Origin of the sequence: Hymenobacter terrestris, from assembly GCF_013377905.1 — a bacterium.
GTDB classification, from domain to species: Bacteria; Bacteroidota; Bacteroidia; order Cytophagales; family Hymenobacteraceae; genus Hymenobacter; species Hymenobacter terrestris.
Genome location: NZ_JABKAV010000081.1, coordinates 1 through 13,593, shown reverse-complemented (window position 1 = coordinate 13,593; position 13,593 = coordinate 1). Strand labels below are relative to the sequence as shown.

Here is a 13,593-nt window from a genome sequence, read left to right as displayed (position 1 = left end):
ATAGTTGTAGCGGGCGCCCGTGTTGCCGGCATCGGCCAGCAACGCTTGACGTAGCAGGGCGACGGCCGGCGTGTACTCGCCCCGGGTAGCGGCTAGGGCGGCGAGCTGTTGCAGCGCCACGCTCCGCGTGTGCCCGACGGGGCTGTCCAGCAGGCGGCCGTAATAGGAGCGGGCTTCGGCGGGCTGGCCGGCCCGCAGCGTGGCGTGGGCCAAGTTCAGCCATAGCGCATCGTCGGTGCCACCCAGCTCCAGCGCGGCTTCGCGGTAAGCCAGGGCAGCTTCAGCATACTGGCCGCTGGCGTAGGCTGTGGCCCCGCGCTGCACGGCCGCGTTACGGTCGTAGATGCGGGTGAGGCTTCCCCAGAAACTAAACAGCAGCAGCGTAGTGAACAGGATTTTCATGGCCGGATAACTTTCACGGTCAGCAGAATATCGAGCCCAATGAGCAGCAACGCCAGCGCCAGCGGGTAACGGTAGCGGTTGTCGGCCACGGCCACAGTACGTACCTGCTGAGTTTGGCCTTCCAGCTGATTAAGGGCAGAAAGTAACAGGGAAAACTCGTTGCGCTGGTCGGTTAGCTCGAAATACTGACCGCCCGTCTGCTCGGCCAAGCGGCGCAGCGGAGTGGGTGCCAGCCGCGTCACGGCGTCGCGGCCCCGGGCGTCGCGCACATAGCCCGGCCGGCCGCCGGCCAGCGGAATACGGCTGCCCTCGGTGGTGCCCACACCCATGGTAAACACTCGGGCCCCTGAGCGGGCCAGTATCCGCACGGTACCCTCCAGGTTCTCGCCAAAATCCTCGCCATCGGTGGCCAGCACTACGGCCGTAGCGCGGGGCGGAACACCGGCCGGATCGGGCCCGGCGGGGGAAGTGGCCGGAGCGAGGCGGTCGAGCACCAGCTTAAGCGGTGGCACCAGATCGGTGGTGCCGGCCGGCACGAGGCTGGTTTGCAGGGTGCTTACGAACAGCTGGAGCGCGTCCTGATCATAGGTGAGTGGACACTGCACGTAGGCTTCACCGGCAAACACAATCAGCCCGAGCCGGTCGGCCGGGAAACGGCGTACCAGCTCGGCCAGCTCGGCCTTCAGCTTCTGCAGCCGCGAGGGGGCCACGTCGGGCGCGTTCATCGAGCGCGACAAATCTACGAGCAGCCACACGTCTTTGCCAGCGGTACGCACCGGGTGCTGGGTGAGGCCGTAGGCGGGGCCAAGCAAAGCCGCGCCCAGCAAGCCGCCATACAGCAGGCGCAACGCCAGCTTCCAGCTCAGCCGGCCGCCGTGCTGGCCCAGCGGGGCAGCCAGCCGGCGGGTGCGAAGAGCGTAGCCGAGGTAAAAAATAAAAAAAATCAGCGCCGCTGCCGCCTCCGGCCAGCCTGGCAGATACGCCCAGTTCAACGCCACGGTAACGGGTTCATGTTCACAATACAACCAGCCAAAAGGATGGGGTTGCCCCACAGGTAAAAAGCGCTAATTGGCGGCCTGAAAGCCGCAAACGCAGTAGCAAGATGGAAGATATTTTTCGGAACAGGGTTTGAATCTCCATCCGGCTCGTATATTTGCAACACCTTTCAACCGGAAAGGACAACCCTTCGGGAGAGATGGGTGAGTGGCTGAAACCAGTAGTTTGCTAAACTGCCGTAGCTCTAAAGGCTACCGGGGGTTCGAATCCCCCTCTCTCCGCGTTTCTTTGAATTAAAAATTAGGAGTTAAAAGTTGAAAATTACCGGTTAGCGCAAGCACGGTCAAGCTTTAACTTTTAACTCTCAATTTTTAGTTAGCCTTTTCGGGGTGTAGCGTAGCCCGGTATCGCGCCTGCTTTGGGAGCAGGAGGCCGCAGGTTCGAATCCTGCCACCCCGACCAGCATTTAGCCGTCAGCCCGCCTTTGGGGCGGGCGGCTTTTTGCTTTTCAGAACTCGCTCTATTGTTCAATAGGGCGGTTTACTTTGTTAGCCCAACCTGCCTCGTTAGCTCAGCTGGATAGAGCACCTGCCTTCTAAGCAGGCGGTCACACGTTCGAATCGTGTACGGGGTACAGCCAGGAAAACCACTTAGCAGCCGTACTAAGTGGTTTTTTTGTGGCCGGCTTCGCTGCTTCGCAACTGGTGCGGTTAAAGCAACTGTTGCCCGGCTGCCCCTTATCTTTGACCCATGAAAGCGCCCCTTTTCCATCCCGGCCAGGAAGTCATCTGTACCAACGACGACTTTACCATGCTGCTGGTGCAGAACCCCAACATCCAGACGCCCAAGCGCGGCCCCATTTATACGGTGCGCGACGTGTACGATACGCACAACGGCTTCGGTATTACGCTGCACCAGATAAACAACGCGGCCGTGGCGCCGGGCTTCCCCGAGGCCAACTTCCACGAGTCGCGCTTTGCGCTGGTGCCGCCGCTGGAGGAAGTGGACATTTCGGCTGCCATTGAGGAAAGTGTAACGGTCTGACGACAGTATATGGGCTACGAATACCTGGCTCCTGAACCGGCCACAGCTAAGCCCCTGCTTGCCAATAGAGTAGTTGCTCGGATTTCATGTGTCGAGATGAAAGGCAAAAGACGCTTTTAGCTGTTGCCTGCTGCACAGCAGATGCTCCGGCTGCTACTGTCGCTCATGGCTGTCTTTATATGAAGCACCCGTTACACGTAATCCGCTGCCGGGCGCTGGCAGGAGTGGCCGTGGCTGCCGCTACGGCCGCTAGTCCGGCCCTGGCTCAACAGGCTGTGCCGGCCGATACCACCCGCCGGCCGGTGCTGCTGGGTGAGGTGGTAGTGGCGGCTTCCAAGGTGGAGGAAAGTATTCTGCAGTCGCCGGTTACGGTGGAAAAGCTGAATGCGCGGGCCTTGCGGCTGTCGCCCGCCCCTTCGTTTTTCGATGCGCTGGAGCAGGTGAAGGGCGTGCAGGTGCTTGCGCCGAGCCTGGGGTTCAAGGTGCTCAACGCTCGCGGCTTTGCTAACACCACCAACGTGCGCTTCGCTCAGCTCGTGGACGGCATCGACAACCAGGCACCCCACATCGGTGGGCCGATTGGCAACGTGCTCGGACCGAGCGACCTGGACATCAAGAGCGTGGAAATTGTGCCCGGCACGGCGGCCGCATTGTATGGGCTCAACGCCATCAACGGGCTGGCCAATTTCAGTACCCGCAACCCGTTTGCCAGCGAAGGGCTGAGCGCGCAGCAGAAAGTGGGCGTCAACCATGTAAACGACCCTAACACGGGGGCGCGGCCTTACTCAGAAACCAGCCTGCGCTTCGCCCGGGTGCTGGGCTCTAAGTGGGCTTTTAAAGTGAACGGCACCTACCTGCGGGGCTACGACTGGATGGCCACCGACCAGACCGACCTCAACCCCGGCGGCAACGCCAGCACCGGCCTGCTGGGAGCCGATAACCCCGCCCGCGACCCGGTAAGCAGCTACGGCAACGAATCATCGAACCGCAGCACGCTCACGCTGGGCGGCAAAAGCTACCAGGTGGCCCGCACCGGCTACTTGGAGCGCGACGTGGTAGACTATCATCTGCAGACGCTGAAGTATGACGCGGCCCTGCACTATAAGCCGAACGAGCGCACCGAACTGGCCTATACCTACCGCGGAGCCCGTTTCGACAACGTATACCAGCGCAGCAACCGCTTCCAGCTGGCCGACTACCGCCTGCAGCAGCACGCCCTGCAGCTGACGACGCCCGTGGTGCAGGCGCGGGCCTATTTCACGCAGGAAAACACCGGGCAGAGCTATAATTTGCGCTCGGCCGCCGAAAACCTCGACCGCAGCTTCAAGCCCGACAACGCCTGGAACGCCGACTACACCGCCGAGTGGAACCGGGCCGTGGGGCAGAGCCAGCCGGTAGCTGCCGCCCACGCCGCCGCCCGCACCTTTGCCGATGCCGGCCGCCTGCAGCCCGGCACCCTGGAGTTCCGGCAGCGCCTGAACGCGCTTTCCGACATCAATAACTGGGACCAGGGCGCGGCCCTGCGAGTAGAAGCCGATTTGCTGCACACCGAAGTGCAGACCAACGTGGGCCAAGCCCTGCGGCAGGCTGGGGGTAAAGGGCTGCCGGCCTGGGCCGATGTGCTGGTAGGGGCCGACCACCGCACCTACTTCGTGCAGCCCGATGGCAACTACTTCATCAACCCCAACCCCGGCCGCGACCAGTTCAGCACGCTGGCCTATAGCAAAACCGGCGGGTTTGTGCAGACCGGGGCGCGGCTGCTACCCGGTGAGAAGCTCCGCCTAACGGCCACGCTGCGGGCCGACAAAAACCGCTACTTCGACCTGCGCTTCAACCCTAGGCTCACGGCCGTATATTCGCCCACGGCCCGCCACAATTTCCGGCTCAGCTACCAGAGCGGCTACCGTTTCCCGAGCTTGTTTGAGGGATTTTCCAACGTGAACAGCGGGCAGGTCAAACGCATTGGCGGGCTGCGGGTGATGTCGGACGGGGTGTTTGAGGGCAGCTACCTGCGTAGCTCGATAGACGCGTTTAATGCGGCTGTTACTCGGGCCGTGAACACCGGCGGGCAGAGCCGCAGCCAGGCCATTGCCGCCAACCAGAGCCTGCTCGCACGTAACCCATACACCTACCTGCGGCCCGAATTTGTGCGCTCGTGGGAAGTGGGCTACAAGGCGGCCCTGCTGCCCGGTGGCCGCCTGCTGGCCGACGTAGATTTTTACGCCAATACCTACCGCGACTTTATTGCCCAAGTGGAAGCCTACGTGCCGCTGACCCCTGACGGGCAGCCTCTGCCGGCTACAGCCAGCCCCAACGCCGTAGCCACCGCCCTCAACGCCCGCGCTACCCAGGCCCGTTACCGCCTCTGGACCAACTCGCGCAGCCGGGTGTACAACTACGGTGGCTCGCTGGGCCTGCGCTACGATGTGCCCGGCGGCCTGCTGGCCGGTGCATCCGCCACTTACGCCCGCCTCGACCGCACCGAAGCCGCCGACGGGCTGGAGGCCGGATTCAATACGCCCCGCTGGAGCTACAACCTGAATCTGGGCCACGAAAACGTGTACCGCCACTTAGGCTTCGGCCTCAACTACCGTTGGCAGACAAGCTACTTCTCCGAGACCTTCCTCGTCAGTGGCACCGTGCCGGCCTACGGCACGCTCGACGCCCAACTCAGCTACCACCTGCCCGCGCCTAATCTACGGTTTAAACTTGGGGCCAGCAACGTACTCAACCGCTACTACGTCAGCTACTTGGGCGGCCCCAGCGTGGGTGGATTGTACTATCTGCAGGTTACCTACGGGCTGTAGGGGAAGAGTCAGAACAGGCGGAACCCGCTGCTACAGGGCTGGTAAAACGCCATGCTGAGCTTGCCGAAGCATCTCTACCGTTTCGTTGCAATGGCAGAGAAGTGGTAGAGATGCTTCGGCAAGCTCAGCATGACGTTCTATGGCTTAATAAAGTGTTGCAGTAAACATTCTACTGTTGAGCCGGTCCTACTTGCCAACCCTTTAAGCCCCACACTCATGGTAAAAGTAGGATTGTTTGTACGCCTCGAAGCCAAGCCCGGTAAAGAGCAGGAAGTAGCCGATTTTCTGCGCGGTGGCCTAGCCCTGGTAGAGCAGGAGCCCGGCACCGCCACTTGGTACGGGGTGCAGATGGGCCCTTCGACGTTCGGTATTTTCGACACGTTTGCTGATGAGTCGGGCCGTGAGGCGCACCTGAGCGGTAAAGTGGCTGAGGCCCTTTTTGCCCAGGCCCCCGACCTGTTTTCCTCGGCTCCAGCCGTAGAAATGCTTGATATTTTGGCTGCTAAGGGCGCGTAGTTCTTCCGGCTTTAAGAAAACCGCCTCTCCGTGCCGTTGCCAGTTACTGGTTCGGTGGGAGAGGCGGTTTTGTGTCGTGGAAGCCGACTTTACACATCAGGTTGCCTAACGGTGTAGGTCGCGGGGCTTAGCTGCGCTGTCCTTCGGTTGTCCCCGCCCGCCGTTCGCACCGCTTCAACGGTACCGTTTAATGGCGGGCGGGGACAACCGAAGGACAGCGCAGCTAAGCCCCGCACCCTACACCGTTCTTCTTCCTACCGCTTCAGTTCTGCCAGCAGCCAGGCGCTGGTTTCCGGTCCGGCCACCTGCTCTACCAGTTGCAGGAACTCTACGGTGGTGCTGGTTTTTTTGGCGGCAGATTGGGCCAGCAGGTTCAGGAATTGCTCGGTGCCGATGCGGGTGCGCAGGGCGTGCAGGATGCCCGTTCCTTTGTTGTAGATCACGCGGCGGTGCATGGGGTACTCGTGTTTATAGCGGTCGAAACCCCACAGGGGTGGAGTGCCAGGAGTGGTTTGCGCGAGGCGGTCCAGCTCTTTCTCGTAGCCCGCTTCGTCGCCGCTGGCTTGTAAGTAAAGGAGGCTGGAATAGGTGGCGAAGGCTTCGTTGAGCCAGTCGGTTTCATCGTGAAACGAGCCGTAGCCCCACCATTTGTGGCTAATTTCGTGGGCCAGAATCAGTAATTCTCGGGTTCTCGCTATATCAAAATCGGGGTAGGTGATGACAGTGGCGTTGTCCAGCAGCCCGTAGGCCCCGCTGTCGTTGCCGGGCATCAAAATGGTGAACCGGGTAATGGGGTCCTGCCGGCCGATGGTGCGGTTGTAAAAGGCCGTAATTACCTCAGCCTGCCGAAGCGTGACCGAATCGGTGCGGGTCAGGGGGACACCGGCCTTAACGAGCGTGATAGGCGGGCCCGCGGCGGACACGGCTTGGTAGAACTGTTCGGCCACGAGGGCCGTGAACTCGATGGCGCTGGTCGTGCCCGAAAAAGTCCAGCGGCCAGCCTTCTGCTTATCGGGCTGAGGGGTGCTGCGAACCTGATAGCCGGGCGGCACCTGCACCGTTAGTTGGTAGGGTAGCACCTCATATTCCTGGTAGGGGCGAAAGGGCAGCCATTCGCTGTGGGCGCTGAAAAGGGCTACTTGGTCGGTATAATTATTCTCACTGATGCTGCCCGTATACACCAGTTCGATGGAGCGGCTCCGGCGCGGGTTGGGGCCGAAGCGAACCTGAATCTGCTGGGGCGTATATCCTGCATATGCCACCGGCGTGATATGAGGCTGCGCGTTCTGCGTAGCCTGCACCTGTTGCAGCTTAAAGCGGCTGTTCAGGTTCAGCCGCACCACCGACGTCGTGTCGGAGGCGGGCAGGGTGAAGCGGTAGCGGCAGGTGAAGGAGTGCGTTGCCGGCGTTACTTGCAGGTCTACTTCTATGAAGGGCGTTGCTCGGGCCGGGGAGGCAGCCCCAAGGGCCGCGAGCAGTAGAATGAGTAGATATTTCACGAAAACAGACCTGGTTATATGATGCGGGTGCCAAGCTACGCACGACTACGCGAACTGGAAAGGCGAACTGGCCCGCTGGCCGCCGTATTGTTTTTTGAGTTGAATAAATATGGCACGAAGCATAACGCTGCAGCCGTTGTGGGCGTACAGAAAAAGCGCCTGCCGGCGTCGCGCCAACGACCTTAGGTGCTTTCCTCCTTCATTATCACTACTCCTGTCTTATGTCGCAACCCCTTATCAGCGCCCCCGCCAGTGGCGGCTTGCCGAACCCGGTGCCTACCGGCCCGGTGCGCCTGACCATCAACGGCGAAACCCAGACCCTGCAGCTCGCGCCCTGGACCAGCCTGCTCGACGCGCTGCGCGAGTACGCCCACCTCACGGGCACCAAAAAAGGCTGCGACCACGGCCAGTGCGGCGCCTGCACAGTACTCGTAAACGGCCGCCGCATCAACAGCTGCCTCACGCTGGCCGTGATGCATGAGGACGACGACATCACGACCATCGAGGGCCTGGGCACGCCCGAAAACCTCAGCCCGCTGCAGCAGGCCTTCGTCGACCACGATGCCTTCCAGTGCGGCTACTGCACACCCGGCCAGATCTGCTCGGCTCAGGGTCTGCTCAACGAGGGCCACGCCCATTCCGAAGCCGAAATCAAGGAGCTGATGAGCGGCAACCTCTGCCGCTGCGGCGCTTACGTCGGCATTCTCGACGCGGTGAAGGAAGTTGTAGATAAACAGTAGTGAGTAGCAGGTAGTGAGTAGTGAGACGCAAACGGTGTCCTGTTACTCAATCTGCCAGTGTACTCAATACCAAATACGCACTACTCAATACGGAAAACATGTATCCTTTTACCTACTCCCGCGCTACCGATGTGGCCGATGCGGTACGCGACAAGGCCGGCCACGATGGCTCGGCCTACATTGGCGGCGGCACCAACCTGATTGACCTGATGAAGATGAACGTGGAGCAGCCCGCGCATCTGGTCAACGTAGCCAAGCTGGCGCTTTCTAAAATTGAAGAATTGCCCGACGGCGGCCTGCGACTTGGGGCCACGGCTACCAACTCCGATACCGCCTGGAATGAGCAGGTGAAGGCGCGGTACCCGCTGCTGAACCAAGCCATTCTGGCCGGGGCCTCGCCGCAGCTGCGCAACGTGGCCACTAACGGCGGCAACCTCATGCAGCGCACCCGCTGCTACTATTTCTACGACCTGGCCACGCCCTGCAACAAGCGCGAGCCCGGCTCGGGCTGCTCGGCCATCGGGGGCTTCAACCGGGTGTGCGGCATCCTGGGCACTAGCGAGGCCTGCATTGCCACTCACCCCTCGGATATGTGCGTGGCCCTGGCGGCCCTCGCACCCACCGTGCGCGTGAGCGGACCCAAAGGTGAACGAACCATTGCCTTCGAGGACTTCCACCGCCTACCCGGCGACCAGCCCGAGTTCGATAACACGCTGGCCGAAGGCGAGTTGATTACCTCGCTTGATTTGCCCGAAAAAGGCTTCGCCAAGCACTTCGCCTACCTCAAGCTCCGGGACAGGCACTCCTACGCCTTCGCCCTGGTGAGCGTGGCCGTGGGCCTGGAAATGGATGGCGACACCATTACGGATGCTCGCCTGGCCCTGGGCGGCGTGGCCCACAAACCCTGGCGCGACCTGTCGGCTGAGCAGTTGCTGAAAGGACAGCCCGCCACCGCCGAAACCTTTGGCCGTGTGGCTGCCCACGTGGTGGCCGACGCCGTGGGTCGTGGCTCCAATGATTTCAAAATCGAGCTGGCCCGCCGGGCCATCGTGCGCGCCCTTAAGCAGGCCGCCGAAGGAAAGCAGGAAGCCGGCGACATGTACCTGGGCGGCCAGTAGGGGCTTACGCTTCGCGCCCGCCCTTGAACGGAGCCGCCAGAACAGACCGGTTGGTTTCCTGCGAACGAGTAGGGGCGGGGCTTAGCTTCGCTGTCCTTCGGTTGTCCCCGCCCGCCGTTCAACGATTCAGACCCGGACCGTTACACGGCGGGCGGGGACAACCGAAGGACAGCGAAGCTAAGCCCCGCCCCTACATCTTTAGACTATCAGCTAAAAACTCCAACCCATGAGCCAGACCAACCATATAGGTAAAGCCCCGAGCCGCGTAGACGGGCCGCTGAAAGTAGCGGGCGCGGCCCATTACTCGGGCGAATTCAATGTGCCCAACCTGGCCTACGGTTACGTGGTGAACAGCCCGATTACCAAAGGAAAAATCCTGAAAGTACACGCCGATGAGGTGCGTGCTTTGCCGGGCGTACTAGAAGTGTTTTCGCACGAGAACGTGCCGTATCTGGCCTGGTTCGATAAGAGCTACAAGGACCAGATTGCCCCCGGCGGTTCGCCCTTCCGGCCGCTGCATTCGCCCGACATCACTTTCAACCAGCAGCCGGTAGCCTTGGTGGTGGCCGACACGTTCGAGTTGGCCCGCTACGCCGCCGCCCTGCTGCGCATCGACTACGAGCAGCAGGAGCACGAAACCAACCTCGAAGCCAAGCGCACCGAAGGCTACGCGCCGGGCGGGGGTAAAATAGGCTTCCAGCCGCCACCGCCACCCCGTGGCAAGCCCGACCAGGCTCTGAAAGAGGCCACCCATAGCATCGAGGCCGAGTACGCCCATGGGGCCCAGCACCACAACCCTATGGAGTTGTTTACCACCACCGTGGAGTGGCGCGGCGACGGCAAAATTACGGCCTATGACAAAACCCAGGGCGTGTACAACGTGAAGAACTACCTGATGGGCGTGTTCGGGCTGGGCAAGGACGATGTGCGGGTGGTGAACCAGTTTATGGGTGGCGGATTTGGGGCGGGGCTGCGGCCGCAGTACTCGGTGTTTATGGCCGTGCTGGCCACGCTGGAGCTGAAACGCTCGGTGCGCGTCACACTCACGCGCCAGCAGATGTTCAGCATCGGCCACCGGCCCAACACGCTGCAGCTGGTAAAGCTAGGCACCAACCCCGACGGCACCCTGGCCGCCCTACAGCACCACGCCCTCCATGAAACCTCACAGTTTGAGGATTACACCGAGAACATCGTCAATTGGTCGGGTATGCTGTACCAGTGCGAGAACGTGAAGCTGGGCTACGAGCTGGCCAAGCTCGACATTTACTCGCCCCAGGATATGCGGGCGCCGGGTGCCGCCTCGGGCAACGTGGGCCTGGAGGTGGCCATGGACGAAATGGCCTACGCCGCCGGCCTCGACCCGCTCGAATTCCGAATGCGCAACTACGCCGACCGCGACCAGAACGTGGACAAGCCCTTTTCGAGCAAGAAGCTACGTGAGTGCTACAAGCAGGCCGCGGCCAAGTTCGGCTGGGAAACCCGCACCCAGGAGCCCCGCTCGATGCGCGCCAACGGCAAGCTGGTGGGTATGGGCATGGGCGGGGGCGTCTGGGATGCCACCCAGCAGAAATCAGCCGCCAAAGCCCTGATTTCGGCCGACGGTAAGCTGACGGTGCGCAGCGCCACCGGCGAAAACGGCACCGGCACCTATACCATTATGACGCAGATTGCGGCCGAAACGCTGGGCCTGCCCCTGGAAGCCGTAACCTTTGAGCTGGGCGACACCGACCAGCCCGAAGCCCCCATCCAGGGCGGCTCCTGGACCGCCGCCTCGGTGGGCACGGCCGTGAAAAATGCCTGCGACGCGCTGGGCGAGAAAATTCTGAAGCTGGCCCAAAAGCCCGCCGATTCGCCCCTGAAGGGCGCCACCTACGACGAGGTGGAGTTCGTGAACGGCCAGCTGCGCCTGCGCCACGACCACGCCCAGGCCGTGGTGCTGCGCGACGTGCTGCAGGCCAGCGGCGAAACCCAACTCGAAGCCGACAGCTCGGCCCAGCCCAACATGGCCAAGCAGAACGGCTACTCGCTGCACTCGCACAACGTAGCCTTCGCCGAGGTGGAGGTGGATGAGGACCTGGGCACCATTAAGGTGACGCGGGTGGTGAGTGCCGTGGCCGCCGGCCGCATTCTCAACCAGAAAACGGCCCGCTCGCAGGTGCTGGGCTCGGTGGTGTGGGGCCTAGGCATGGCCCTGATGGAGGAAACCATTATGGACCATAAGTTCGGCCGCTACGTCAACCACAACTTCGCCGAGTATCACATCCCCGTCAACGCCGACATTCCCCACATCGACGTCATTTTCGTGCACGAAGACGACGACATCGTGAACCCGCTGGGCGTGAAGGGCATCGGCGAAGTGGGCATGCTCGGCGTCACGGCCGCCATTGCCAACGCCGTCTTCCACGCCACTGGCAAGCGCGTCCGCGACCTGCCCATCATGCTCGATAAGCTGCTGTAACAGCCGCCACTTCAGGCAATGCAAAACCGCCCCGCAACCGTAAGGTCGCGGGGCGGTTTTTTTGTGGGCAGAAGGATGATGCAGGGGGCTAACGGATTGGCGCTGTGCTCTCAGGGAGGGCGGAAGGGTGATTTTGCCTAACCTTTCCGAATCAGCAGCAGTAAACTATAGGGTTCTTTCACTAACCCAATCTGATATGTCAACTTCCAACAATCCTTCCTCTGCCGGCCAGTCGCTCGACGATGCCATCACCGCCGTTAAAGGCGGCCTCACCGCCGCACCAGCTGCCAACCAGATTGATAGCTGGATTGGGATGCTCGACCTGAACGGCCCCGGTAGCCAGGGCGAAATTTCCCTGGAGCTGAAGAACCTGAAAGACTACATCAGCACCAACGATAGCGCCAATATCGCCCACACGCTCGACGCCCTGGGGCAGCTTGCCACCAGAGCCGCCGACGAGGACGTGGACGAAGAAATCAGAACCAAGCTGCTTCAACTCGGCGAAACCCTCACGGGGGCCAGCACCTCGCTGCTTAAGTAGCCCGGCGTCATGGCCGCGCTTGCCAACGCCGTTTTCCACGCCATCGGCAAGCACGTCCGCGACCTGCCCATCCTGCTCGATAAGCTGCTGTAACGTTTGCCGCTTCCCGTAACGCAAAACCGCCCCGCAGCCATAAGGTCGCGGGGCGATTTTGTGTGTGGTTGAACCACGTTACGTCTATAATAGATAGTAGCTTATTAAGGCCATAATTGTCGAGAATTTTGCTGACTAGTAGACTGATTAACTTATATCTAAAGTTTTTTTATAAATCCTTTGACTTCTTCAATACTGAACGCGGTCTTTCCTTTGTGGATTATAGAATGACAATTAGGGCAAACTGGTCGCAAGTCTTTTACTGGGTCGACCTCATAAGTCCTGCCAATATTTGAAACTTGTGTCAGATGATGAACGTGAATAAATTCTTTTCCAATTTCGCCATAAGTTTGTCGAAAATTAAAATTGCAAACTGAGCAAGAAAATCCGTAATATTTTAAACATTTTTTTCTTGCATAAGGGTTTCGTTCGTACTTTGTTGCAAAAATTTGATTTGGTGTTCCTTCAGTATAGACTTTTTGGGTTTCGTTGTCCGCTGGAATGAAAGGATTGTGTCTGATGTTTTGAGTGATAAGAAAGTCAAACCAAATTGCTTCAAGTTCATCAATAAGCTCTGGCTTGATTGAAATGCCAGAGGATTGTGGTGTCCAAATTTGTGTTGATAGATTCCCCGTTGTTAAAATGTTAAGTGTGAGAATTGAGTCTTCTTCGGGGTTTAGTAGAGCCTCAAAATCAATATCAATATAAAGTGCTTCTTTGTTTTTGATACTCCAATGCCTGTCAGAAAATGGTGCTGTTGTAGCAAAACCCGCCGCAACAATCCCTTTGGGTTCTGTGCCAACTTTTACGAGAAAGATTCTGTCGCCTGGCTTAATAGATTTAGTGTTTCCACAACTCCAACGTTCTGAACATTTACCTGTTTTGTCAACCCGATCAATGCTTTGCTCTATATCGTTCCACGTCCAACGTTTAGGGTTCCATACAAATAAATATGTGTTCATAGTGAGGGTCATTTAGCCTTGCAGACAATACTTCTATTGCCGCGACTTACGGCGGAGAGTGATTCTTGTTTTTATATTCGACGCAGGAAATGTAAGCGAAAACTCACGCTTTTGAGTCCTTCATCCGTTTAGCGACCCTTCCTCCGCCCAAACAACCCCCACAGCCCCAGCAGCGGCCCCAGCGCCAGCGGCAGGTACACGTAGGGCGCGGGCAGGTGGGCGGCCAGCCAGCTGGTGCATTGCAGGCTGACGATGGTGAGGGCGAACCCCAGGCAGGTAACCAGCGTGAGGGCCGTGCCCCGGCTGGCGGGCGGGGCGCTGCGGGCCACCAGCGTCGAGAGTAGCGGCGAGTCGGCCACCACTACCAGCCCCCAGAAGCCCAGAAACGCCGGCCCGAGCCACCACGGTCCGGCCCCG

General features: G+C 60.2%; 11 protein-coding genes, 3 tRNA genes and 1 pseudogene. 10 read left to right on the top strand and 5 right to left on the bottom strand.

The genetic code is table 11. The features are described 5' to 3' along the window. Both HW556_RS16615 and HW556_RS16610 read right to left on the bottom strand, forming a co-directional pair. Window positions 1-402: tetratricopeptide repeat protein (locus tag HW556_RS16615; RefSeq protein ID WP_176901242.1), on the bottom strand; the 402-nt coding region annotated here is incomplete at its 3' end. Further along, window positions 399-1,400, bottom strand: coding sequence for a vWA domain-containing protein (locus tag HW556_RS16610; protein ID WP_176901241.1), 1,002 nt, complete (start codon window positions 1,398-1,400; stop codon window positions 399-401). The genes HW556_RS16615 and HW556_RS16610, both read right to left, overlap by 4 nt. A 191-nt stretch (window positions 1,401-1,591) precedes the next feature. Between HW556_RS16610 and HW556_RS16605 the strand changes: the two genes are divergently transcribed. The 6 genes from HW556_RS16605 to HW556_RS16580 all read left to right on the top strand — a co-directional run bounded on the left by HW556_RS16605 (window position 1,592) and on the right by HW556_RS16580 (window position 5,765). After that, window positions 1,592-1,679 (top strand) — tRNA-Ser (locus HW556_RS16605). A gap of 104 nt (window positions 1,680-1,783) precedes the next feature. Beyond that, a tRNA-Pro gene (locus HW556_RS16600) sits at window positions 1,784-1,860 on the top strand. 98 nt (window positions 1,861-1,958) lie between these two features. Then, window positions 1,959-2,032: transfer RNA gene (locus tag HW556_RS16595), tRNA-Arg, on the top strand. 116 nt (window positions 2,033-2,148) lie between these two features. Further along, on the top strand, window positions 2,149-2,442 hold the full coding sequence (locus HW556_RS16590) for a hypothetical protein (RefSeq protein ID WP_176901240.1): 294 nt from the start codon (window positions 2,149-2,151) through the stop codon (window positions 2,440-2,442). A 179-nt stretch (window positions 2,443-2,621) separates the two neighbouring features. Then, a complete protein-coding gene (locus tag HW556_RS16585; RefSeq protein WP_218136954.1) occupies window positions 2,622-5,249 on the top strand; it encodes a TonB-dependent receptor in 2,628 nt (875 codons plus the stop codon). Window positions 5,250-5,465: 216 nt separating this feature from the next. Continuing rightward, window positions 5,466-5,765, top strand: coding sequence for a putative quinol monooxygenase (locus HW556_RS16580; protein WP_176901239.1), 300 nt, complete (start codon window positions 5,466-5,468; stop codon window positions 5,763-5,765). Window positions 5,766-6,019: 254 nt separating this feature from the next. Here the strand turns inward: HW556_RS16580 and HW556_RS18970 are convergent, their stop codons facing one another. Then, on the bottom strand, window positions 6,020-7,264 hold the full coding sequence (locus tag HW556_RS18970) for a M1 family aminopeptidase (protein ID WP_176901238.1): 1,245 nt from the start codon (window positions 7,262-7,264) through the stop codon (window positions 6,020-6,022). 221 nt (window positions 7,265-7,485) lie between these two features. Between HW556_RS18970 and HW556_RS16570 the strand changes: the two genes are divergently transcribed. The 4 genes from HW556_RS16570 to HW556_RS16555 all read left to right on the top strand — a co-directional run bounded on the left by HW556_RS16570 (window position 7,486) and on the right by HW556_RS16555 (window position 12,121). After that, window positions 7,486-8,004 (top strand): (2Fe-2S)-binding protein, encoded by a 519-nt coding sequence (locus HW556_RS16570; protein WP_218136953.1) that lies wholly within the window; start codon window positions 7,486-7,488, stop codon window positions 8,002-8,004. A gap of 98 nt (window positions 8,005-8,102) precedes the next feature. Continuing rightward, window positions 8,103-9,122, top strand: coding sequence for an FAD binding domain-containing protein (locus HW556_RS16565; protein WP_176901237.1), 1,020 nt, complete (start codon window positions 8,103-8,105; stop codon window positions 9,120-9,122). Window positions 9,123-9,348: 226 nt separating this feature from the next. After that, a complete protein-coding gene (locus HW556_RS16560; RefSeq protein ID WP_176901236.1) occupies window positions 9,349-11,580 on the top strand; it encodes a xanthine dehydrogenase family protein molybdopterin-binding subunit in 2,232 nt (743 codons plus the stop codon). Window positions 11,581-11,776: 196 nt separating this feature from the next. Then, window positions 11,777-12,121 (top strand): hypothetical protein, encoded by a 345-nt coding sequence (locus tag HW556_RS16555; protein WP_176901235.1) that lies wholly within the window; start codon window positions 11,777-11,779, stop codon window positions 12,119-12,121. Between the two features lie 251 nt (window positions 12,122-12,372). On the opposite strand, the gene HW556_RS16550 is transcribed toward HW556_RS16555, so the two are convergent. Next, the gene (locus HW556_RS16550; RefSeq protein WP_176901234.1) at window positions 12,373-13,176 is read right to left on the bottom strand and encodes an HNH endonuclease; all 804 of its coding nucleotides are present in this window, start codon (window positions 13,174-13,176) and stop codon (window positions 12,373-12,375) included. Between the two features lie 128 nt (window positions 13,177-13,304). Next, window positions 13,305-13,593, bottom strand: a pseudogene (locus tag HW556_RS16545) (MFS transporter); the annotation flags it as partial.